General features: G+C 49.4%; 21 protein-coding genes. 13 read left to right on the forward strand and 8 right to left on the reverse strand.

Features of this window, described 5'->3' with window-relative positions; translation table 11 throughout:
* The first annotated feature begins 67 nt into the window (after window positions 1–67).
* The 3 genes from pip to D0Y50_RS17250 all read left to right on the forward strand — a co-directional run bounded on the left by pip (window position 68) and on the right by D0Y50_RS17250 (window position 2,479).
* A complete protein-coding gene (pip, locus tag D0Y50_RS17240) occupies window positions 68–1,042 on the forward strand; it encodes a prolyl aminopeptidase (RefSeq protein ID WP_108568903.1) in 975 nt (324 codons plus the stop codon).
* Window positions 1,039–1,476, forward strand: a complete 438-nt coding sequence (dtd, locus tag D0Y50_RS17245) for a D-aminoacyl-tRNA deacylase (RefSeq protein WP_108568904.1) — start codon at window positions 1,039–1,041, stop codon at window positions 1,474–1,476. The genes pip and dtd overlap by 4 nt, the downstream gene beginning before the upstream one ends.
* An 82-nt stretch (window positions 1,477–1,558) precedes the next feature.
* On the forward strand, window positions 1,559–2,479 hold the full coding sequence (locus tag D0Y50_RS17250; protein ID WP_108568905.1) for a bifunctional GNAT family N-acetyltransferase/hotdog fold thioesterase: 921 nt from the start codon (window positions 1,559–1,561) through the stop codon (window positions 2,477–2,479).
* A 703-nt stretch (window positions 2,480–3,182) separates the two neighbouring features.
* On the opposite strand, the gene rpoH is transcribed toward D0Y50_RS17250, so the two are convergent.
* On the reverse strand, window positions 3,183–4,037 hold the full coding sequence (gene rpoH, locus D0Y50_RS17255; RefSeq protein WP_108568907.1) for an RNA polymerase sigma factor RpoH: 855 nt from the start codon (window positions 4,035–4,037) through the stop codon (window positions 3,183–3,185).
* 1,522 nt (window positions 4,038–5,559) lie between these two features.
* Between rpoH and D0Y50_RS17265 the strand changes: the two genes are divergently transcribed.
* On the forward strand, window positions 5,560–6,801 hold the full coding sequence (locus D0Y50_RS17265) for an EAL and HDOD domain-containing protein (RefSeq protein ID WP_108568909.1): 1,242 nt from the start codon (window positions 5,560–5,562) through the stop codon (window positions 6,799–6,801).
* A 241-nt stretch (window positions 6,802–7,042) separates the two neighbouring features.
* Here the strand turns inward: D0Y50_RS17265 and ftsX are convergent, their stop codons facing one another.
* Genes ftsX through ftsY form a run of 3 tightly spaced genes read right to left on the reverse strand, consistent with a single transcriptional unit; the run spans window position 7,043 to window position 10,467 of the window.
* Window positions 7,043–8,023 (reverse strand): permease-like cell division protein FtsX, encoded by a 981-nt coding sequence (gene ftsX / locus D0Y50_RS17270; RefSeq protein WP_117318179.1) that lies wholly within the window; start codon window positions 8,021–8,023, stop codon window positions 7,043–7,045.
* Window positions 8,020–8,709: a cell division ATP-binding protein FtsE gene (gene ftsE / locus D0Y50_RS17275; protein ID WP_108568911.1), complete on the reverse strand. Its 690-nt coding sequence runs from the start codon at window positions 8,707–8,709 to the stop codon at window positions 8,020–8,022. Before ftsE ends, ftsX begins: the two co-directional genes overlap by 4 nt.
* 39 nt (window positions 8,710–8,748) lie before the next feature.
* Window positions 8,749–10,467, reverse strand: coding sequence for a signal recognition particle-docking protein FtsY (ftsY, locus tag D0Y50_RS17280; protein ID WP_232366296.1), 1,719 nt, complete (start codon window positions 10,465–10,467; stop codon window positions 8,749–8,751).
* Window positions 10,468–10,533: 66 nt separating this feature from the next.
* On the opposite strand from ftsY, the gene rsmD reads away from it, so the two are divergent.
* The gene (rsmD, locus tag D0Y50_RS17285) at window positions 10,534–11,151 is read left to right on the forward strand and encodes a 16S rRNA (guanine(966)-N(2))-methyltransferase RsmD (protein WP_117318181.1); all 618 of its coding nucleotides are present in this window, start codon (window positions 10,534–10,536) and stop codon (window positions 11,149–11,151) included.
* Here the strand turns inward: rsmD and D0Y50_RS17290 are convergent.
* Together D0Y50_RS17290 and D0Y50_RS17295 are read right to left on the reverse strand one after the other, a co-directional pair.
* The gene (locus D0Y50_RS17290) at window positions 11,148–11,726 is read right to left on the reverse strand and encodes a YjaG family protein (protein ID WP_117318184.1); all 579 of its coding nucleotides are present in this window, start codon (window positions 11,724–11,726) and stop codon (window positions 11,148–11,150) included. The genes rsmD and D0Y50_RS17290 overlap by 4 nt on opposite strands.
* Window positions 11,726–12,328, reverse strand: coding sequence for a YhgN family NAAT transporter (locus tag D0Y50_RS17295; RefSeq protein WP_108568915.1), 603 nt, complete (start codon window positions 12,326–12,328; stop codon window positions 11,726–11,728). The genes D0Y50_RS17290 and D0Y50_RS17295 overlap by 1 nt, the downstream gene beginning before the upstream one ends.
* A gap of 161 nt (window positions 12,329–12,489) precedes the next feature.
* Between D0Y50_RS17295 and D0Y50_RS17300 the strand changes: the two genes are divergently transcribed.
* A complete protein-coding gene (locus D0Y50_RS17300; RefSeq protein ID WP_108568916.1) occupies window positions 12,490–12,672 on the forward strand; it encodes a helix-turn-helix domain-containing protein in 183 nt (60 codons plus the stop codon).
* 88 nt (window positions 12,673–12,760) lie between these two features.
* On the opposite strand, the gene pepB is transcribed toward D0Y50_RS17300, so the two are convergent.
* Complete coding sequence (pepB, locus tag D0Y50_RS17305; RefSeq protein ID WP_108568917.1) at window positions 12,761–14,044, reverse strand: aminopeptidase PepB; 1,284 nt, start codon at window positions 14,042–14,044, stop codon at window positions 12,761–12,763.
* 54 nt (window positions 14,045–14,098) lie between these two features.
* On the opposite strand from pepB, the gene sfsA reads away from it, so the two are divergent.
* From sfsA to panC, 7 genes are all read left to right on the forward strand, one after another.
* A complete protein-coding gene (gene sfsA / locus D0Y50_RS17310) occupies window positions 14,099–14,800 on the forward strand; it encodes a DNA/RNA nuclease SfsA (RefSeq protein ID WP_108568918.1) in 702 nt (233 codons plus the stop codon).
* Window positions 14,801–15,018: 218 nt separating this feature from the next.
* Entirely contained in the window at window positions 15,019–15,468 is a 450-nt protein-coding gene (dksA, locus tag D0Y50_RS17315; RefSeq protein ID WP_108568919.1) for an RNA polymerase-binding protein DksA, read from the forward strand.
* A 77-nt stretch (window positions 15,469–15,545) separates the two neighbouring features.
* Window positions 15,546–16,466: a tRNA glutamyl-Q(34) synthetase GluQRS gene (gene gluQRS, locus D0Y50_RS17320; protein ID WP_117318187.1), complete on the forward strand. Its 921-nt coding sequence runs from the start codon at window positions 15,546–15,548 to the stop codon at window positions 16,464–16,466.
* Window positions 16,467–16,563: 97 nt separating this feature from the next.
* Window positions 16,564–17,871, forward strand: a complete 1,308-nt coding sequence (pcnB, locus tag D0Y50_RS17325) for a polynucleotide adenylyltransferase PcnB (RefSeq protein WP_108568933.1) — start codon at window positions 16,564–16,566, stop codon at window positions 17,869–17,871.
* Entirely contained in the window at window positions 17,864–18,367 is a 504-nt protein-coding gene (gene folK / locus D0Y50_RS17330; protein ID WP_108568921.1) for a 2-amino-4-hydroxy-6-hydroxymethyldihydropteridine diphosphokinase, read from the forward strand. The genes pcnB and folK overlap by 8 nt, the downstream gene beginning before the upstream one ends.
* Before the next feature lie 47 nt (window positions 18,368–18,414).
* Window positions 18,415–19,209: a 3-methyl-2-oxobutanoate hydroxymethyltransferase gene (gene panB / locus D0Y50_RS17335; protein WP_117318190.1), complete on the forward strand. Its 795-nt coding sequence runs from the start codon at window positions 18,415–18,417 to the stop codon at window positions 19,207–19,209.
* Between the two features lie 4 nt (window positions 19,210–19,213).
* Window positions 19,214–20,062, forward strand: coding sequence for a pantoate--beta-alanine ligase (gene panC, locus D0Y50_RS17340; protein WP_108568923.1), 849 nt, complete (start codon window positions 19,214–19,216; stop codon window positions 20,060–20,062).
* A gap of 70 nt (window positions 20,063–20,132) precedes the next feature.
* Here panC and panP read toward each other — a convergent pair whose 3' ends face one another.
* Entirely contained in the window at window positions 20,133–21,773 is a 1,641-nt protein-coding gene (gene panP / locus D0Y50_RS17345) for a pyridoxal-dependent aspartate 1-decarboxylase PanP (RefSeq protein WP_108568934.1), read from the reverse strand.
* Window positions 21,774–21,867: the final 94 nt, after the last annotated feature.

Genomic DNA, 21,867 nt, shown 5'->3' on the forward strand with positions numbered 1-21,867 from the left:
GACAAAAGCAGGAAACGACCTATTAAGCTAAACCATAAGCTTCGGCTAAACAACGCGCTGAAATAAAATGAAACGACTTTATCCAGACATTGGATGTTATGCCAGCGGATACCTGCAAACCCAGGATGATATAGCGCTGTATTACGAATTAAGCGGTAATCCTGAAGGAATTCCGGTTTTATACATTCATGGCGGCCCGGGAGCAGGACTGTCGCCGGACTACCGGCGCTTTTTTGATGGTAACCGCTACCGTATCATCGCCTTTGAACAGCGCGGCTGTGGGCGCTCGAAACCGTTCGGCAGTACCACGAATAATACCACCCAGGACACGCTTTCGGATATCACTGCTTTACGCCGCCATTTAGGTATTGAACGCTGGATACTGTTTGGCGGGTCCTGGGGCGCGACCCTGGCCCTGTTAAGTGCAATTGAAGCCCCACAGACCGTATTGGGCCTTATTCTACGGGGGGTATTTCTGGCCCGTCAGGAAGACCGTGACTGGTTCTTAGGGCCCGATGGGGGGGGCGCCCAATTATTCCCGGAATATTATGAACAGTTTGTAGCCGGTATCGCGGCGCCGGTAACGCCAGCTCGTATTTGCCAGTGGTATCAGCAGCAGTTTGATTTACCTAACGAGGCACAACGGCTATCTGCGCTCAAACGCTGGTATGTATGGGAAGAACGCTTATCCCGATTATCCCTGCCCCCTGGCACCGGCGACTTCACCACCCACTACCCGCTGCCGCTGGTGACCTGCCTGGCCAAACTTGAATGCCATTATCTGCTGAATGATTGCTTTTTAGCCGAAAATTATATTTTAGATAACATCCATAAAATCAGTCATTTGCCTGGCACCATTGTGCATGGAAGGTATGATGTGATCTGTAAAGCCCGGGCCGCCTGGCAACTCCATAAAGCGTGGCAGGCCAGTAACCTGTTTATTGTGGCGGACGCTGGCCATACCACCAGCGAGATCGGCGTAGCGCTTAAGTTGTGTCGGGCCACCCGGGATATGTCCAGATACGTGGGAGAAACATCATGATTGCACTTATTCAGCGGGTGAGCAGCGCCAGTGTAGCTGTGGACGGTAAAGATATCGCCGCCATCAACAAAGGTATGCTGGTGTTACTAGGCGTAGAGCAGAACGATAGTCAGCTACAGGTTGACAAACTGGTGAAGAAATTAGCGAATTACCGTTTATTTAGTGATGAAGATGGCAAAATGAACCTGAACCTTGGCCAGGTTGAAGGCCAGATTCTGCTGGTGTCGCAGTTTACATTGGTGGCGGATACACAAAAGGGCAACCGGCCGGGTTTTTCCCGCGGTGCGAGTCCGGCCCATGGCAAGGCTGTGTATGAAGCGACCATCGATGCACTACAGGCCGCCAACCTGCCTTTTGCCACTGGCGAGTTTGGCGCTGATATGCAGGTTAGTCTGGTAAATGATGGCCCGGTAACTTTTCAATTCACTCTGTAAGTTCAGCCTATTTCAAAAAGCTTGTTAGCGCCCTTACCTTAAGGTTAAATAGGTCTGCATTAGTATAACAATCGGGGTACACGTGTTTAGAGTCGTTACACCAAAGACAGAAGAACAGCTGGAAGCGTATTTTACTTTTCGCTGGACTTACCTGCGACAACCCTGGAATTTCCCTCCTGGCTCAGAAAAAGACGAATACGAACAGGTTGCTGAACACCGGATGCTGGTTAATGGTGCAGGTGAGATCGTCGCCTGTGGCCGAGTACATATGAATACCGCAGAAGAAGCGCAAATTCGGCATATTGCCGTACATGCTAATTATCATCGTCGCGGGCTGGGGCAGATGATACTTGGCGCGCTGGAGAATGTAGCTCGTGAGCTGGGGGCTATCCGTGCGGTCACCAATAGCCGCGAAACGTCTATCGATTTTTTCTCTTCATGCGGCTTTGCCGTGGAACGTGAAGCGCCTAACGAATTAGGCATGTTGAAACGGCAGCAAATGGTTAAGAAGCTTACTGATTTGAGCTCGTTGATTTTACACCCTAAGTGGTGCAAGGAATTGCAGGATACCTGGACAGATACGATCCCCATTACTGAACACATGGGTATAAAGTTACACCAGTATTCAGGCAAAACACTGGAAACCCGGGCCTCGCTGAATAAAAACATTAATGTGCACGGCACTATGTTTGCTGGCAGTATATTTTCACTGGCTACGCTCACCGGCTGGGGACTGATTTATCTGCAGCTTAAAGAGCGTCAATTAAGCGGCGATATTGTATTGGGCGACGGTAATATTCATTATCACAAACCGGTTACCATGAAGCCTCGGGCGATTTGTAATATTGAATCGTTAAGCGGTAAATTTACGTTAGTGGAAAAAAACAAAAAAAGCCGCTTTACCTTACAAGTCGATATTCTGGATGATGAATCGCCTGTAGCGGAGTTTAAAGGGGTGTATTGGGTACTGCCAGCCGGCTCGCCGGTAGATGAAGGTGCATAACGTGTATGGCCGGCGCCTGGTGGTGCTGCCCGCTTCATTGGCTGGGTGGTTCCAACCCGATAGAGTCACAACACCGCCGGGCGATTAAGTTGGTGTTACTGCCTTTCGCTGGCGTGACGCAGCGTAGGCGCACTTACGCTGCTGAATTTACGGCGAGAATGTACCTGGGCGTTGTACGCATTCGAACCTAACCATACGTGCGTCTCGGTTATTCATATACAGCACCTTTCCGGCATAAATCGCCTTCACTCAGACCGAACACCCTGGCTTTAGCATCATTGTGTAAAGCCTGCCTTTGGTGCGGGGCTTCACAAATAAATAGCCTCGTTGCAACTTGGGGTGGCACGCGGTTAGCACAGCTTGCTAATGCCCCTGCCCTGCAAACGTATCATCTACTATTAACGCTTAAGGCACTGGCGAGTGGCCCTGCGTAATAAATTATCCGTCTCAGGCCGTTGTCCGGCCGGTGGCGAAAGCTGCAAAGTAACCCGTTAAAGGGAAATGAAGGATACTTCTTTCCTCCAGGCAGCGTTAATAGTGTGTTAGTTATTACTGGCTCGTACGTGCATTTATCCCTCTAGCCCCTGGCAACAACCCCAACCTCTCACTAATCGACTAAAATCAGACACAAAAAAAGCGCCGGTAAGGCGCTTTTTGTATTCGATTTTTATATCACTGCGTTTTTTATGTCGCTGCGTCAAGGCTAGACTACCATTGCAGCCTGTAACTTCTTCATCGCGTTCTTCTCAATCTGACGCACACGCTCAGCAGAAACCTGATACTTATCAGCCAAATCTTGCAGCGTTATTTTATTGTCAGCTAACCAGCGGGTTTCAATAATGTCCTGACTACGCGCATCCAGCGTTTTAATTGCTGAATGTAACCGGCGGGTAGCATTGGAATCCCAATCCTGATTAATAACGTCGGTTTCGACATCCGCGGTTTTATCTTCTAAAAACTGTACGGGTGCAAAGCTGCCGCTCTCGTCATCATCAGCGCTCAGGTCAAATGCCTGATCCTGACTACTCATGCGCGCTTCCATCTGCAGTACTTCTTTAGTACTAACCCCTAATTCCTGCGCTACTTTTTGCACTTCATCATGCGTGAACCAGCCAAGACGTTTTTTTGCTTTACGCAGGTTAAAGAACAACTTGCGCTGCGCCTTAGTGGTCGCCACTTTCACGATGCGCCAGTTTTTAAGCACAAACTCGTGAATTTCAGCTTTAATCCAATGTACTGCAAAAGATACCAAACGAACACCCACTGACGGGTCAAAGCGTTTAACGGCTTTCATCAGGCCAATGTTGCCTTCCTGAATTAAGTCAGCTTGGGGCAAACCATAACCTGAATATGACTTAGCAATATGCACTACAAAGCGTAGATGAGACATCACCAGCTTTCTGGCTGATTCAAGATCTTCATCTTCACGTAATTTCAACGCCAATGCTCGTTCCTCTTCAGCAGTTAGCATATCTATCGAGCTAACAGCCTGAATATAACCTTCAATGTTGCCATTGTGGGGAACGGAAAGGGCCATTGATTGCATTGTTTTGCTCATAATCACCTCGGTTTGTTAAGCACGCTATTGTACCAATTTCAGCGCCACTTTGCGAATCCTCGCATCCGCTATATTTTGCAATGTACGGTCATATAGTCAAAATGACAATATTCAAGACCCGAGAATATCAAAAAAAGTTCCCGGTAAACGACTATTTCAATTAACCGTGTCAATGCAGTGTAGATCTAATTTCAAAAAAGTGGCAGCTGTTAGTCCTGCGTTTTATTCATCCTGTCAGATGATAAAATCGAAAACCGAACGATACAGATCTACAATCTTACTGTGCATTATTGATGCAGCAAGTAATATACCAGTATATTGTTAAAGCCCGATGACAATAAACACGATTGCGCCAATCGCTAAAACAATCCTGTTGTTGTAGGGCTGGCTTTTCCATTCGCATAAACTGTTATGTATAGCAATATCCCGCTTAGCGACATACATACACTGGTTGTATTACAGTCACTTACCAAGATGCGCTTAGTCGCGCAGTGCTTTCGGTAAACCTAGTAACTCCGCTAGTGGAACCCATCGACAAAACCGGCTTAACTATTTTATTAAATTTAATTCGTGCCCTTCCTGAGGCCAGCAGAATAATCGCTGACTTCGCCCCCGTACCGAGCATCCAACCTCTTTATATACTGTTGTTCCGTATATTCAGTTATCGCCTGACTGCGCTGTAATACATAGCCAGAAGACGGCTAAAAAATATTGTCCATGACTGTTCGTTATATGGCAAAGGCGCTGAAACCTTTGAATATTTTTTATTAACCTGGCGCTTCCGGGCCGACTTTATAGCCCCGCTGATCTGGTGCCATTTGGCTAGTGCTAAAGATGATTTGATTGGTTTTTGGAAGGATACAGCGGGCGCAAAACAAAAGTAACAGAGTATTTTCATGCCTATGTGTAGCTATTTTTCGTCTTATTGCATTAGCCGGCCGCTGGCGTGAAAATTTTGCGCGGTCTGCCCTGGTGACTTCCCACATCGCGATAAGCAGCATACATTTATTACCGCCCTCCATGGCGCGTGGTGGCATCTGTGGTGGCTTCGTAAGCCACTGGCTGGAAGCCTTCTTTTACCCAGCTCCACCTGACTGCCACGGCACTCTTGGTAATAACTCTCGGCAACTCGTGTCGGTTCGGCCCCTGTCGCCTTCGTTATATCAACTAACCTGGGCTTATCGTTTCAAGCCTGCCGCAATTTGCTTACGCTGGTGAAATCACTTTGCTCTGTACCGGCTTATTGCGCGGCTTGCGCATCCCACAACTTATACTTCCTGCCAGCTCGGCCAATACAGGCTATGACAAACAGCGTTCGTCATTATAACGTTCGCCGATAAACTGTAAGTATAATGGTGTGCATGTGAATTTCGCCGCCCCCACCGTATGCTTCAGCGCTTTGTTTTTACGGGGCCTATCATTGGTTTATCGCTGGATCGCAAACACACTGTACGGTAAAGTGAATAAATCATGTTGAAAATGTGCTCAGTGATATGGCTGAACACCAGGAAGAATTATCGGTATGTTTGCGTTTATAGCACGTCAGCCAATATTGGACGGTGAGAAAGATGTATTTGCTTACGAGCTGTTGTTTCGCGACGGCAAAGGCGGTACCTATCCTGAGCCAGCTTCTGATAAAGCCGCCCTTATCACCGAGCGGTTTAACCCGTTAGGACTGGATGATATCAGCTCGCACAAAATGTCTTTTATAAACTTTAGTGCCGAGACGTTGATTTCACGCTTTCCCACCTCGCTTGACCCGGATCGGGTCGTGGTAGAGCTATCTGAAAACCCCGGCCAGACTCAGGGCCTGATCCAGGCGTGCGAACACATAAAACAGTTGGGCTATAAAATTGCCCTCGACGACCCTATGATGCTTAGCGGTCAGTCAGACATTCTGCCCTTGCTGGATATCGTCAAGGTTGATGTGGGTAAAATCCGCGCCGAGCATGTGGCTAAACGGTTACCACAATACATTGATGCGGACGTTAAGCTTATTGCTGAAAATGTTGAAACGCATGAGGCATTTACCGAGTGTCGCGAACTTGGCTTCGATCTGTTTCAGGGGTACTTTTTCTCCCTACCAGAAGCGCGTATCGCCAGAAAGCTTCCCGCTTCAAAAATGAATCTGGTAGAGCTGATGGGCGAAAGTTCCTCAGAAAAATTTGATTTAAACCGCATCAATCAGATTATTGAACGGGATGCGGCCCTTAGTTATCTGCTATTGCGCTTTATTAATAACCCCACCGTTAACAAGCGCCATAAAATCACTTCACTGAAACATGCCCTCAATTATATGGGTGAAGTAGAAATTAAGAAGTTTATAGCCCTGTTGTCGTTGACTCACTTGGGCGATGAAAAGCCGCTAGAAATTATTCACATGTCACTGGTCAGAGCTAAGTTTTTTGATCTGTTAGCGCAACACCGTAAACAGCAGATGAATCCGCCGGTCGGCTTTTTGGTTGGTTTATTTTCGCTGCTTGATGCGTTGCTGGACCAGGATATGCCGGGGATTCTGAAGCAACTGCCGCTGGTTGATGAGGTTATCGACGCGCTGCTGGGTAAATCTAATGAATTTAACCACTATATGGTGCTGGTACGTGCCTTTGAAAGCGCTCTATGGCTCAATGTAGTGAAACAATCAAAAGCGCTGGATATTGATCAAAAGCAGCTGCATGGTTTGTATAACCAAGCGATTATCTGGGGCAATAGTGTCCGCAGTACTATCTCGTCCTACTTTCCACGCTCTAATACCAGCAATTAACAGCCTACTACAGCACTGCTTCGACCTTGTCATACCCATGCGGGGTTAGCGGGGTGTACATAGTGCTGCCTACTCTAACGCCCAAGGTACCCCTGGGCGGCCCTATAGCCTTTTATACGGCGCGGCTAGCCGTGCCCTTCGTACAGGCCAGCCCTACTCCCTTACAGAGCCAGGGCTTATAAGCACCGGCCGATTGCCACGGGCTTACTGATACAGGCTAACGGACCACCGATAGCGTGAACTACTTGGGCTCAATTTCGCGAACGTGTCGTTGCACCGATATTATTGAGCCAAGTAACCCCAATACAACTGATAGCCCTAACATCGTTAACAACGCACTGCCAGTGAGGCCGGTAATATTAAATTCTTTTTGGTAAAGACTGCCAAAGGCCTGAATACTGCTGTCCATCCACCATAAAATAATAATGACGGCGAACCAGGCAATCAGCCCACCCAGTAAACCGTACCAAAAGCCGGTGTATAAAAAAGGCCGATGAATAAAGGCATCGGTCGCCCCCACCAGTTTCATTACCAAAATCTCATCACGCTTATTAAGAATATTTAAACGAATCGTATTGCCGATAATCAATACCACTGAGATAAACAATAAGCCGCCGATAAGAGTGACCAGTTCCCGGGCAATATTCAGCACCGCATAGAGCCTTTCTAACCACTCAATATCTAACTTACCCACATCCACTTCGCGCTGCTGCGTTAACTTTTCTAACAACTGGCCGGCGGCCTGCGGCGAGACGAACTTTTCACCCGGCGTCACTAATACCACATCTGGCAATGGATTGGCCTCCAGATACGCCATTGCGTCGCCTAACCCGGAAAGCTGCTGGAACTCTTTTAGCGCTTCATCGGCCGGAATATAAGTCACACTGTCGACCTCAGGCCAGGTTTTGATGCGGGTAATCAATTGTTGTGCGCTACCTGCATTGGTTTCAGCTTTAAGAAATAGCGAAATTTCCGAGGCTTGCTCCCAGCCTGCGCTGATTTTTTCGGTATTTTTAACCAGGATATAGAGGGTACTTGGCAAGGTTATACTTAATCCTAAAACCCCGATAGTCATCAGGGAAGCCGCCGGCTGGCGCCACAATTCGCCCAGGCTACCTAGCGCTTGACGCACATGAGACACCAGGATCATGCTGATTATCTGGAAAAAGCCAACACGGCTGTCGCTGGCCCCCTGGGGACGGCCTTTAAATAACAGGCTCATGATGTCGCCTCCTGCCCATCTTCATTAAGCCCATCGGTTATCATCTGGCCACCTTTAAGGGTCAATGTGCGGTATTTCATACGCGCAATTAAGCCGAGATCATGGGTAGCAATCAATACCGACACGCCGGCCTGATTAAAGTCTTCGAATAAGCGTACAATTTCCATTGATAGCTTGGGATCCAGGTTGCCGGTAGGCTCATCAGCCAATAGTAAGGGGGGCTTATTGACTACCGCCCGCGCAATCCCTACGCGTTGTTGTTCCCCGCCAGATAGCATAATGGGCAAATCGCGGGCTTTGTCGCTTAACCCGACCATATCCAGCGCTGCATGTACTCGGCGCGAGGTTTCTTTGTGGGTGAACCCTTCAATAACCAGCGGCAAAGCCACATTGTCGAACACCGACTTATCCATCAACAACTGGTGGCTTTGAAAAATCATTCCGATATCACGTCGAATATAGGCAATTTGCCGGCGCTTAATGGTATTGAGATCATGGCCGTTGATCATCACCCGTCCCACTGTGGGCCGTTCCATAATGCTGATAAGTTTTAGTATGGTACTTTTACCTGCCCCCGAATGGCCGGTTAAAAAAGCCATTTCACCCGGGGCGATATGAAAGTTAACCTTGCTCAGCGCTCGCTGGCCGCCAGGGTAGGTTTTGCTTACCTGCTCAAATTTAATCATAACGTTTCTACCCTGCTTGAATGCTTTGCTACCAGTACCTTACGAGCGGCCTTCTGCTTCACTAAACAGGGCATCGATAAACTCGTCCCCGTTAAAGGTTCGCAGGTCATCAATGCCTTCGCCCACCCCAATGTAGCGAATAGGGATACCAAACTGATCAGCAATCGAGAAAATTACCCCGCCTTTAGCCGTACCATCAAGCTTAGTCAAAGTGATTCCGGTAAGGTTGACTGCTTCATTAAACAGTTTCGCCTGGCTTACCGCGTTTTGGCCTGTACCGGCGTCCAATGTCAGCATTACTTCGTGGGGCGCATCGGGGTTAATCTTTTTCATTACCCGGACCACTTTTTTGAGCTCTTCCATCAGGTTATTTTTATTTTGCAAACGCCCTGCGGTATCGGCTATCAATACATCCACTTTGCGCGACTGCGCAGATTGCAACGCATCGTACAACACCGAAGCACTGTCAGAGCCAGTGGGCTGGGAGATAACCGGAATACTGTTGCGCTCTCCCCATACCTGTAATTGCTCTACTGCTGCTGCGCGGAACGTGTCGCCGGCGGCCAGCATTACTTTTTTGCCGTCTTGCTGGAACTGCTTAGCCAGCTTCCCGATAGTGGTAGTTTTACCCACTCCATTCACCCCTACCATTAAAATGACAAAGGGGCCTTTGCTACTATCATGATTGTTAATCACCGTATTTAGCGGCTGTTCAACCCCTTTAAGCATAGAGCGCATTTGTTCTTTTAAGATATCCAGTAAAGCCTCGGCATCTTTTAACTGCGACCGTTTCGCGCTGTCGGTTAGCTTATTGATAATAGTGGATGTGGTATTCATACCTACATCTGCCACCAGCAGCTGGGTTTCAAGATCTTCGTAGAGCTCATCGTCTATGGTTTTGCCTTTAAACAGACTGACAAAACCACTGCCCAGATTTGCTCGGGTACGCGATAAACTTTGGCGTAAGCGACTAAACAGCGATTTTTTCTCGGCCGGCGCCGGGGCCGGCGCGGGAACGACGACTGGCTCTGGCTCTGGTTCTGGCTCTGGCTCTGGCTCTGGCTCTGGCTCTGGCTCTGGCTCTGGCTCTGGCTCTGGCTCTGGCTCTGGCTCTGGCTCTGGCTCTGGCTCTGGCTCTGGCTCTGGCTCTGGCTCTGGCTCTGGCTCTGGCTCTGGCTCTGGCTCTGGCTCTGGCTCTGGCTCTGGCTCTGGCTCTGGCTCTGGCTCTGGCTCTGGCTCTGGCTCTGGCTCTGGCTCTGGCTCTGGCTCTGGCTCTGGCTCTGGCTCTGGCTCTGGCTCTGGCTCTGGCTCTGGCTCTGGCTCTGGCTCTGGCTCTGGCTCTGGCTCTGGCTCTGGCTCTGGCTCTGGCTCTGGCTCTGGCTCTGGCTCTGGCTCTGGCTCTGGCTCTGGCTCTGGCTCTGGCTCTGGCTCTGGCTCTGGCTCTGGCTCTGGCTCTGGCTCTGGCTCTGGCTCTGGCTCTGGCTCTGGCTCTGGCTCTGGCTCTGGCTCTTCAGTGTGTGTGGCTAACGGCTCAGCTTCAACTGTTTTAGCGGGAGTTTGCTCTAATGTTTCGCTAACCTCTTCATGTGCCTCGTTTAGTTGGTCGGCCACGGCCTCGCTGGTAACTTCATCAACCTGGGTATCGGGTACAGATGACGGGGTTGAAGACTCAGAAACCGGTTTATTTTCTACGGTTTCCTTTTCGTGCTTTTTATCAGATTGCTTGTTCTTACGGAACCAGCCAAAAAGTTTCGACATTGTGCGGACAAACCCTTATTAATTCAGTATAAATTCGGCTAAACTGACCAGCCATAACCAGTCGTTATGATAACATTGTCAACCAGTATGAAGCGAGCGTCTAAAGCCCACCCTACCTCTTCCTCCCGAACCGGTCATGTTCGGATCATTGCCGGCCAGTGGCGCGGCAGAAAATTACCTGTGGCAGATATTCAGGGCTTACGTCCTACCACGGACAGAAATAAAGAAACCCTGTTTAATTGGTTAATGCATGATACCCGCAATGCCCAATGTCTGGATGTTTTTGCTGGTTCTGGTGCGCTGGGTATCGAAGCCCTGTCACGCTATGCCAGCGCGTGCGATTTTTTCGAGCAGGATGTTACCGCGGCCAACCAGTTAACCCGTAATTTGCAAACCCTGAATGCGAATGGCCTCGTGACCCGTGGAGACGCCCTTAGCTTACTGCAAAACACTTCCCAAACCTACGACCTGATCTTTATTGATCCGCCATTTAACTGCGGCTTGGTCCAACCTGCGCTGGATATTATCGTACAGCGCGAGCTGATTAAACCAAACGGACTCATTTATATTGAGCAAGAAGGTACGGCGGGCTTTCCGGTATTGCCTGATGGCTATCAGGTGGTCAAGCAAAAAAACCTGGCTCAGCTATGTTATTTGCTGGTCGAAGCCCAGGCTATGGATTAAAGCTCCAGACCAATATTTGACATACCGGCTTCCAGCGACATCGCCCTGAACGCATCCAATGCTTCGGGTTTGCGTCCCATGGTATCAAGCTTTGCTAATAGTTCTTGCTGTGTCTCAATTTCAAATTGCATCAACGGATGGTCTTTAACATTGTCATCCGTAGCTTCATCACTTAGAAGAAGAAATGCTTCTACCGAACCCTGTGACAGTTTGCTTATTACCACCGCGCCCTGCTCATCCTGCGCCAATACAAGATTGATCAGCGCACTCATTGCCATCGCGGCGTCGATGGCAGGGTAGACACCATAAAAATCGTAATCCTGAGTATCCGGGGTAGCGTCTTCTACTTTTTCCAGATGGACAGCAAAGTTAATTTTACTGCGCGGGGTGCGAAGCCATTCCCATACAAGGTCCAGGCATTTACGGTGAACGCCCTCGTCCTCATAGCCTGTAGCATCACAGAACAGCGTATAATTGGGTAACATACGCTCAAGTAGCGCGGCACCAAAAGCAACCGCTTTCCAGTCACCCAACTCTCTAACGCGGGCGAAGGTATTTAATCTTGGTTGGGTCATTAAAACATTCCAGAAGTATGTGAAAAGTACTGGGCGATGCCATCTAATAGCATTTGAATGGCGATCATCACCAGAATCATACCCATCAGACGTTCCATGGCAATAAGGCCGCGTTCGCCTAATAAGCGATGAAAGCCACCTGAAAATAATAAAATAACCGCACTTATTAGCCAGGCTGCGCCGAGCGCAAGGGACCAGTCGACCATTCGCTCAGGGTTCTGATTAGATAGCAAGATGAGCGCTGCCAGAGTAGACGGCCCGGCGATCATAGGGATCGCCAGCGGTACCAGAAAGGGCTCTTCACCTACGGCTAATCCCAACGGATTACCGGCCTGAGGGAATATCATTTTGACAGCAATAAGAAACAAAATGATGCCGCCGGCAATACTTACCGATTCCTGGCGAACATTCAGAAAATCCAGAACCGCTTGGCCACTGAACAGGAAAATAAACAATATCAGCAGCGCCAGTAGCAACTCACGAATTAAAATTACGCGCCTGCGCTTGGGTTCGATGGATTTAAGCACCGACATAAATATCGGCAGATTACCCAGCGGATCCATGATAAGAAAAAGCATGACTGCCGCCGACCAGGTATCCATTTATACAACTCCCCTACCCAATAATTCATTTAACACGTTGTAGTGTGCTACAGGCCAAACCCGGCACACATTCGGCTGGGTTTAATTTATTCGTTAATTAACTAGCAAATTGTCGCATTTACGCTTTACTTTTACTATCACCAATATAAGGATTGAATAGCATGGCCTTGATGAACGTTAAAGAAGTAGCTGCATTTTTGGGGATTCAGGAAATTCGGGTCGAACGGCTTGAGCGGGAAAGCTTGCTAACCGCAAAAGATACCGGCCCGGCAGGTGAACCTCTGTTTGAACAGGGCGATGTAGAACGTTATAAGCAACTGGCAGAGCGGTTGGGCGGAATTTAATTCCGCCTTGGTTGCCACACCAGTCCCCCACAGGTCTTTTATAACCTGTGGGTTTATGTGCCCATCTGGGCACATTTAACAATGGGTATTAGAAGTCGTGCAACATTCTGGCAATAGAGCGGATACCTTTTGCGGTTGCCCCCACCGGCATGTCACTAGTGGCGCTACCATTGTAGGCTGCCGCTAAGTCCAGGTGAACCCAGCCTTTACCCTCCGGGTTAACGAAGCGCGCCAGAAAACCTGCAGCATTGGACGCCCCGGCGCCCCCACCGCCTTTTTGCGGGCGGCTATTGGCGGTGTCGGCAAAGGCACTGGGACAGCGGTTTTTATGGAACGGCTCCAGGGGCAAGGGCCAGAATTTTTCATTTTCCTGCTGCGCGCTGGCCAGCATTTTTTGACGTGCCGCCTCGTCCATACTAAATACTGCATGGTAGTCTTTACCCAGGGCAACCATTGCTGCGCCGGTTAATGTAGCCGCATCAATGATTAATGGAGCGCCGGTTTCCGTAGCCCGTAATAAGCCGTCGGCCAACACCAGGCGGCCTTCAGCATCCGTGTTAACCACTTCCACTGTTACACCATTTTTATAAGTAATCACATCGCCTAACTTGTATGCGTGTCCGCTGATCAAGTTTTCGGCGCAGCATAATAATAGCTTTACCCGTTTTTTAAGACCCGAGGTCATCGCCAGGCCCAATGCACCTGTCACGGTAGCTGCTCCGCCCATATCGCATTTCATATCCAGCATACCTTCACTGGACTTTATTGAATAACCGCCGCTGTCGAAGGTGATCCCCTTACCGACCAGAACGGCATCCACTGGCGCATTGGGATTGCCCGTAGGATTAAAATCTGCTTCCAGTAATACCGGCGGCCGCTCACTGCCTCGGCCTACATTATAAATACCCATCCAGCCGGCGTCCTTTAACGCTTCACCGGTGGTCATTTCAATAGAGACCTTATCGCCGCCCAACTCTTTAATCCAGTTAGCTGCCCGGCGGGCCAGATTTTCCGGACTTAAATCTTCAGGTGTATCGTTTACCAGTTGGCGGGTAAACTGCAGTGCCGCAAAATGGTTTTTCAACTTGTCCTTATCCGGCGTGTCTGCCCACGTGATTGTACCCGGCGTACGAGGGCGGGTGTAGCTCATGGCAAAGGTCCATTGCTGCTCAAAGCTCCAGTCGCCTTGCAAGCGTACTTTACTTATATTCAGATTATCCAGCGTACGTGCGGCAACCGCTATTGAGCGTAAAGGGTCCGGCGAATCCGACAGATGAATCGTAGCCCCGGTATTGTTCATACTCAGTGGTGCATTGTCGCCCCACTGTTGCGCAGCGGGTTCTTGTGAAAGACAGACGTCAAAATCAGTCATAACAATTCCTTTTTTGGTTGTTACACTAGTCAAAATTTATTACAACGTAATCTAATGAAATTTACTACGTCGTTGGTACGCGGAAAGCTTATCCGCCGCTATAAAAGGTTTTTAGCCGATGTGGAGTTACCCGGGGGCGACGTCGTCGTGGCGCATTGCCCTAATACCGGGGCCATGACCGGTTGTGCCGAGCCTGGCTTTACGGTCTACCTCAGTCGCTCTGACAATCCTAAACGAAAACTGGCCTACACATGGGAGTTGGCACAGGATTTTGCCGGGAACTTCATCGGGGTGAATACCCATATGGCTAATAAACTGGTAGCGGAAGCGATAAATAACAAGGCCCTGCCCCAATTTAAACCGGTTGAGCGGTTTGTTGCAGAGGTAACACCGCCGGGGGCCAGCAGCCGCTTCGATTTTCAACTTTTTGAAGCGAATGAACTACACTACATGGAAGTCAAATCAGTCACCCTGGCACGGGACCAAGCAGGTTATTTTCCCGACGCCGTGACTAGCAGGGGAACCCGGCACTGCCAGGAATTATCCGAACTGGCGCTTAGTGGCATTCGCACCACCTTGGCATTTTGTGTTCAACATACGGGGATTGCCACAGTACATATTGCACGGGACATTGATCCCCGCTATAACGAGGCCGTATTGGATGCGCAGCGCAATGGCGTGAATATTGTTGCATTTGGCTGCTCGATAAACCAACAAAAAATGGAGATAAATCAAACACTCCCTGTTATTTTGTAAAAAACAGGTTGATTTTTTCGAGCACGACGCCATATTTGCGCCTTGCTTTTTACCTTTGCAATGGAATTTCAGGTTGCAAACGTGGTGGTTTTTGCATGAGTAAGATCACCAGTGGAAAGGTTACTTTGACACTTTGGATTGCCCGTAGCCGAAGATTTTGCTATAGATAATCGGTTTTTTGGGACATCGTGGGTGTCGTAGTGTAGGAGATGTGGCACATGCCAACAGGAAAAGAAACGAAATCCCTAGGACTTTTAGCATTAGCTGGGTTGCAACCGTATCAGCCCAAGCCTGATGAAGAGTACATGAATGAACCGCAGACAGAACATTTCCGTCTGCTTTTGAAAGCCTGGCGCGACCAGCTTCGTGAAGAAGTCGACCGCACCGTTACGCACATGAAAGATGAAGCAGCAAATTTTCCTGACCCGGTAGACCGTGCTGCGCAGGAAGAAGAGTTCAGTCTGGAACTGCGTACCCGCGATCGCGAACGCAAGCTTATCAAGAAAATTGAAAAAACTCTGAAGCGTATTGAAGCGGACGATTTTGGTTTTTGCGATCAGTGCGGTATTGAAATTGGTATTCGCCGGCTTGAAGCCCGGCCGACCGCTGATTTATGTATCGACTGCAAGACCATGGCAGAAATTAAAGAAAAACAAATGCAGGGATAATCACGCTTTGCAAGTTATGGCGGTAACAGCACCTTGCTGTTACCCGCTATTGCAATGATGTTCCCGGTATCAGCGTAATGCTTACACCTTCTTTCACAGCCTATGTGGGACGTTTTGCGCCTTCCCCGTCTGGCCCTCTTCACTTTGGTTCGCTGGTTGCAGCGCTGGCCAGTTTTCTTGACGCTCGGGCCCATCGCGGCCGGTGGCTAATTCGTATGGAAGACACCGATGCACCCCGTTGTATTGCAGGGGCTGATCAAGCGATTTTGACCACCCTCAGGGCGCACGGTTTATACTGGGACGATGAAGTACTTTATCAGTCCACCCGCACAGTAGCCTATCAACAAGCAATCAATTCGCTATTGGCTACCCACCAGGCATATTATTGCACCTGTACGCGCAAAGTCATTCGTCAGTACCCTGAAGGTTATCCCGGTACCTGTCGGCATGTTGGGCATGGTCCCCAAAACGCCTCTGTGCGGTTTAACATGGCCTTACCTGAGACTTCTTTTACTGACCGTATTCAAGGCTCCCAGCTTATTAACACAGCCCATGCACTAGAGGATTTTGTACTGCGCCGGCGTGATGGACTGTATGCTTACAATTTAGCCGTAGTGGTTGATGACATATATCAGCAGGTAAACCATGTTGTCCGGGGCAGTGATATTTTGCCCACTACTGCGGCGCACCTAACGCTCTATAAGGCGTTGGGAAAAACGGCCCCCACCTATGCCCACATCCCGGTGGCGGCCACTGAACATGGCTATAAGTTAAGTAAACAGAACAAAGCTGCGCCTCTGGATAATCAAAAAGCGACAGAAAATCTGGTAATGGCGCTGAATTTTCTGCATCTTCAGGTTCCAGATACGCTTACCCGCGCCAGTTGTGATAAAATACTGGCCTGGGCGGTTTCTCACTTTGATTGTGAGAAACTACCACACGTAAGTGAGATTATTGTCGATAAGCGCGAATCCACTTATTATAACCAGTCTATATAACATCGGAGATATCATTATTATTACGCGTGTGTTTGATACCGTTAAGCGGGTTTTTGGCAAATCAGACAGTAGTGAGGCCACTGTTGAGGGGGTCGTGATCCCACGGGCTGAGCACGGCATCTCGCGAGAAGATATCTCTGATAATGCATTAAAAGTTCTGTACCGGCTGAACAGTGCCGGTTTTGAAGCCTATTTGGTGGGCGGCTGTGTTCGCGACCTCATGCTTGGCCTGCTACCGAAAGATTTTGATGTGGTAACCAACGCTACCCCAGAGCAGATTAAAGGTTTGTTCCGAAACTGTCGCCTGATTGGCCGGCGCTTTCGTCTGGCGCATATTGTATTTGGCCGGGAGATTATCGAAGTTGCCACGTTCCGAGGGCATCATGATCCTGCTGCGCAAGACGCCAGCACCCGTGGTAAAGCCAGCGAAGATGGCCAGTTACTCCGCGATAATGTGTTTGGCACTATTGCAGAAGACGCCGAGCGGCGTGACTTTACCTTCAATGCAATGTACTACAGCGTCGCCGACTTTTCGGTTACCGACTTTGCCAACGGCCGTAAAGCCATTGCGCAGAAACAGGTTGAGTTGATTGGTGATCCGGAAGTACGTTACCGCGAAGATCCGGTTCGCATGTTGCGGGCTATTCGCTTTGCGGTAAAACTGAATATGAAAATTGCCGAGCCTACTGCAGCGCCACTGAAGCCGTTGGCTCACCTGTTAAGCAATATCCCGCCAGCCCGGCTGTTTGAAGAAACCCTGAAGTTATTTTTGTCCGGTCAGGGTAAAGATACCTTTGTTGCATTGCACGATTACGGGTTGCTGGAGCCGTTGTTTCCTCAGTTAGCGCCGCTGCTTAATGATCCCCGTAGTAAAGAAATGCAATTCGCATTGACTGTACTAGCCAATACAGACGAGCGGGTGAACAGCAACATGCGGGTCACACCGGCATTTTTGTATGCCGCCTTGTTGTGGTACCCACTGGAAGAACATGCACAGAAACTACAAGCTGAAGCAGGCCTAAGCCAGCATGATGCGTTTAATATTGCGGCGGGCGATATACTGCACCGTCAAACCCAGCGTATTATGATTCCTAAGCGGTTTTCCACCGTGATCCGGGATATCTGGATGCTACAACACCGCTTGCCGCGCCGGTTTGGTCGCCGTGCATTTCAGCTGCTTAGCCATCCTAAGTTTCGCGCTGCCTACGACTTTTTACAGGTGCGTGGAGAAACGGAAGGGGGCGACCTGCTTGAGTTGACCGATTGGTGGACCCAATTTCAGCATGGCGAACCTGGTCTGCAGAAAAAGATGCTAAGTACCTTACGTCAAAAAGAAGGTGCTGGCCCCAAACCAAAACGTCGCCGCAAGAAGCCTGCTAAAGCAAAAGGCGATGAGAATGCATAAGGAACATGTCTATATAGGCATAGGCAGCAACCAGGGCGACTCTGCTCAAATTATTCAATCAGCGTTAAAAGCGATTGGCCAGTTGAGTGAAACCCGGGTACTGGAACATTCCTCATTGTACGCCAGCTCGCCTATGGGGCCCAAAGATCAGCCTGATTTTCTAAACGCGGTGGCGTTACTGGAAACAACTTTACCTGCGTTATCTTTGCTCCATGGGCTGCAGGAAATTGAGCAAAGCCATGGCAGAGTGCGTAAAGAAGAGCGTTGGGGCCCGCGTACGCTGGACTTAGATATTCTGCTATTTGGTAATCAGCACATTGATAACCGTGAATTAACGATACCCCACTATGGTATTGCTGAGCGGGAGTTTGTGTTGGTGCCGTTATTTGAGATTGCGCCCAATATGATCATGCCCGACGGAAAGCCGTTGGCTGCCTGGGTAGCAAAATGTTCTCTGGAAGGTTTACGCCGGTTGCGCTCTTCCAATCAGCCGTAAAATCCGTATAGTTCGCCCATTAGCTAATCAACAAAGTTTCTTGTGCTATGAAAAAAGTGACTGTCTCCACCCTGCTGGCAAAAAAGCAAGCCGGTGAAAAAATTACGTCGTTAACGGCCTACGATACCAGCTTTGCCAAACTGTTCGACGAAGCCGGCATTGATGCGCTGTTAATCGGTGACTCCCTGGGCATGGTTCTGCACGGCCAGGACGATACGTTAAATGTGACAGTAGCAGATATAGCCTACCATACCCGCGCGGTTCGCCGGGGCACCTCACGGGCCTTTGTTTTAGCCGATATGCCCTTTATGTCGTATGCCACACCAGAACAATCCTATACCAATGCTGCAACCTTAATGGCTGCCGGTGCCAGTATGGTAAAAGTGGAAGGTGGGCAATGGCTATGCGACACAGTACGTGGCCTGGTAGAGCGCAGCGTACCGGTGTGTGGGCACCTGGGCCTTACTCCCCAGTCAGTTCATGTGCTGGGCGGCTTTAAAGTACAGGGCCGTCAAAGTGACAAAGCACAACAACTGCTTGACGATGCCTTGGCGTTGGAGCAAGCGGGTATTCAATTACTGGTATTAGAATGCGTGCCCACCAGCCTGGGACGTAAAATTTCGCAGGCGCTGAGCATTCCGGTGATTGGTATAGGTGCGGGTAACGGTACGGACGGTCAGATATTAGTGATGCACGATATGCTCGGGGTTAGCGCTAACTATATGCCGAAATTCTCCAAAAATTATCTGGCAGAAAACGGCGATTTACGCCAAGCATTGCAGCAATACATTGAACAGGTTAAAAGCGGTGCTTTTCCTGGCCCAGAGCACAGCTTCGAGTAATCTTATGCAAACGATCGAGTCTATCGCACAACTGCGTACCTTGCGTAAACAATGGTACAAAGAAGGCAAAACCGTAGCGCTGGTCCCCACCATGGGAAATTTGCATGCTGGCCACCTCACCCTGATTGCCGCCGCCCGCGAAACCTGCGATATTGTAGTCAGCTCTATTTTTGTCAATCCGTTGCAGTTTGGTAAAAATGAAGACCTGGCAACCTACCCGCGCACCATTGAGCAAGATAAAACTGCGTTGCAGCAACACGCCACGGATGTGTTATTTTTACCCAGCGTAGAAGAAATGTACCCCCGTGGGCTTGATCAGCAAACCTTTGTAGAAGTACCTGAAATCTCTTCTATTCTGTGCGGTGCCAGCCGTCCCGGGCATTTCCGGGGGGTCGCCACGGTGGTCAATAAGCTGTTTAATATGGTGCAGCCAGATCACGCCTTTTTCGGGCAGAAAGATTACCAGCAATTACAGGTTATACGCTTGATGGCTCAGGATTTATCACTGGATATTGAAATTCATGGTGTGGCCACCCAGCGCGCTGAAGATGGCCTTGCACTGAGCTCTCGCAATGGATATTTGAATGCCCATGAGCGCCAGCTTGCCCCGCAAATACCGCAAATGATGAACCAGTTGAAAGCGGAATTAGTGGGGGGGGCAAAGGATTTCACAAGCCTGCGCGAAAAGTATACTCAGCAACTACGCAGCGCCGGTTTTGCGCCAGATTACATCCATATTCGCGATGCAATTACCCTGGCTGAGGCGAGCCCGCAAGATCAAGCTCTGGTGATACTTGTGGCGGCCTACCTGGGTACAACCCGGCTTATAGATAATACCACCGTTACCTTATAACCTCGGTATACAGGGGAAGCCAAGCCGGCTAAAAAGTTGGTACCGTTTTCCCCTTCCGCCCCACGCTTTGTTAAGCCTGAACCGCTGCCTGAACAATTTGTCTGGCGGCCTTATTCAGCTCTTTATACAGGCGCATTCCCTTGGCAATATCAACCTGTTCGGCCAAAATATTGCGTAAATCCTGCTCGGTAGTGAGCGGGTTTGCCAGTACAACCCTGAACACAGTAATGGCTAAGCCGTTTAACTCTTCCCGCTCTAGCCGGGTTCGCGAAACAAACGACTTACCCGCTTCACGCTGCGCCTTTTGCACGCCTACAACCAATCGGTCGAGCTTCTGATTTAACTTTATTTTCTCTTCTTCACCAGCTAATTGCAGCGCCTCTTGTACCCCCTGCGGGCATATACGATAAGTTAGCAACGACAAAGTAGGTGTGGTGGTGAGCATAAATTCGCTATGCCGATCAATCATTTGCGCAAAGGCCTGCGCTTTTTCTATGTTCTGGTCGATAATCAGTTCATAGCCGCGCCGCCCCAAAATATGCAACGTTGAATACACCATCATGGCCATCCCATTGCGGGAGCCTTCTAAAGTAGTCGCCCCCAGATCTTTGGAACCTTCACGTAATATATATTGGGCATGATGACGCACCGCGTTGGCATCTTCCGGATCCCGAAATATAGCCATACCGGCCCCCATTGGCACATACATTTGTTTATGCGCATCAATAGTGACCGAATCAGCCCGGCTGATGCCATGCAGCTTCGCCCGATTGGTCGAAGAGAATAGCGTCGCACCGCCCCAGGCAGCATCCACGTGAAACCAGCAGCCTAACTCTTTAGCCACATCGGCCAGCTCATCTAATGGGTCTACATGGCCGGTTTCTGTGGTGCCGGCAATACCGACTACAGCCAGTACCTTATTACCTTCTTCCTGGTACCGACGGCCCTGGGCCAGAGCGTCTTCCGGACGTAACGTCTGCTGAGGGCATGGCAGCGTCAACAATTGCTCTCGTCCAAGCCCAAGGGCATCTACTGCTTTAGATAGCGAGTAATGTCCGCGTTTTGAACAGATGACGCCCAGATTATTTATATTATAGTGGCGATAGGCCGCAGCTAACCCAGCTCGCGCTACACCGCTAAAGCCTTTTTGTGGGCCCAGAAGCTTATTGCGCGCTACCCATAAAGCCGTAATATTGGCAATGGTTCCCCCGGAACAAAAGGCCCCAAGGGCATGTTTGGCACTGTGCAGGTATTGATCATAAAACGCATCTGCTTCGTCAAAAATCAGATTGTGCATCATACCCAGCACTTGACGCTCCAACGGCGTAAAGGCTTTTGAAGTTTCTATTTTCACCAGATTCTGGTTAAGCCCCACCAATAATTTTGATAGCGGCAGGTGAAAATATGGCAAAGCAGAAGTCATGTGACCGATAAACGTAGGGGAATAAGTGTTGACCGAATGCGCCACCAGCTTTGTCAGTAATGATTCTGCATGTTCTGACACAAACTCAGGGGATTCCGGTACGCTGGGCAAGGCAAAATCTTTTTCAATTTCTTCCAGCGAGGTCTTTTTAGTCACCACATGCTGTGACAAAAAGTCCATAATATTGTCAGACAAATGCTGTTCAATCTGCGCTAATTTTGAGTCCTTGTGTTCAGGTTTGGTAAAGACCCGAAACAAGTGCTTAAGACTAACCTGAGCTTCACCCACCACTAAACACACCTCTATTTGCTAAGGACCGTAATAACCACCACTACGGCAATACGCCAGTCAGTCCGACAGCATGTCTGTATTGACTTGTTGA

This window comes from Salinimonas sediminis (genome assembly GCF_003429285.1).
GTDB classification, from domain to species: Bacteria; Pseudomonadota; Gammaproteobacteria; order Enterobacterales; family Alteromonadaceae; genus Alteromonas; species Alteromonas indica.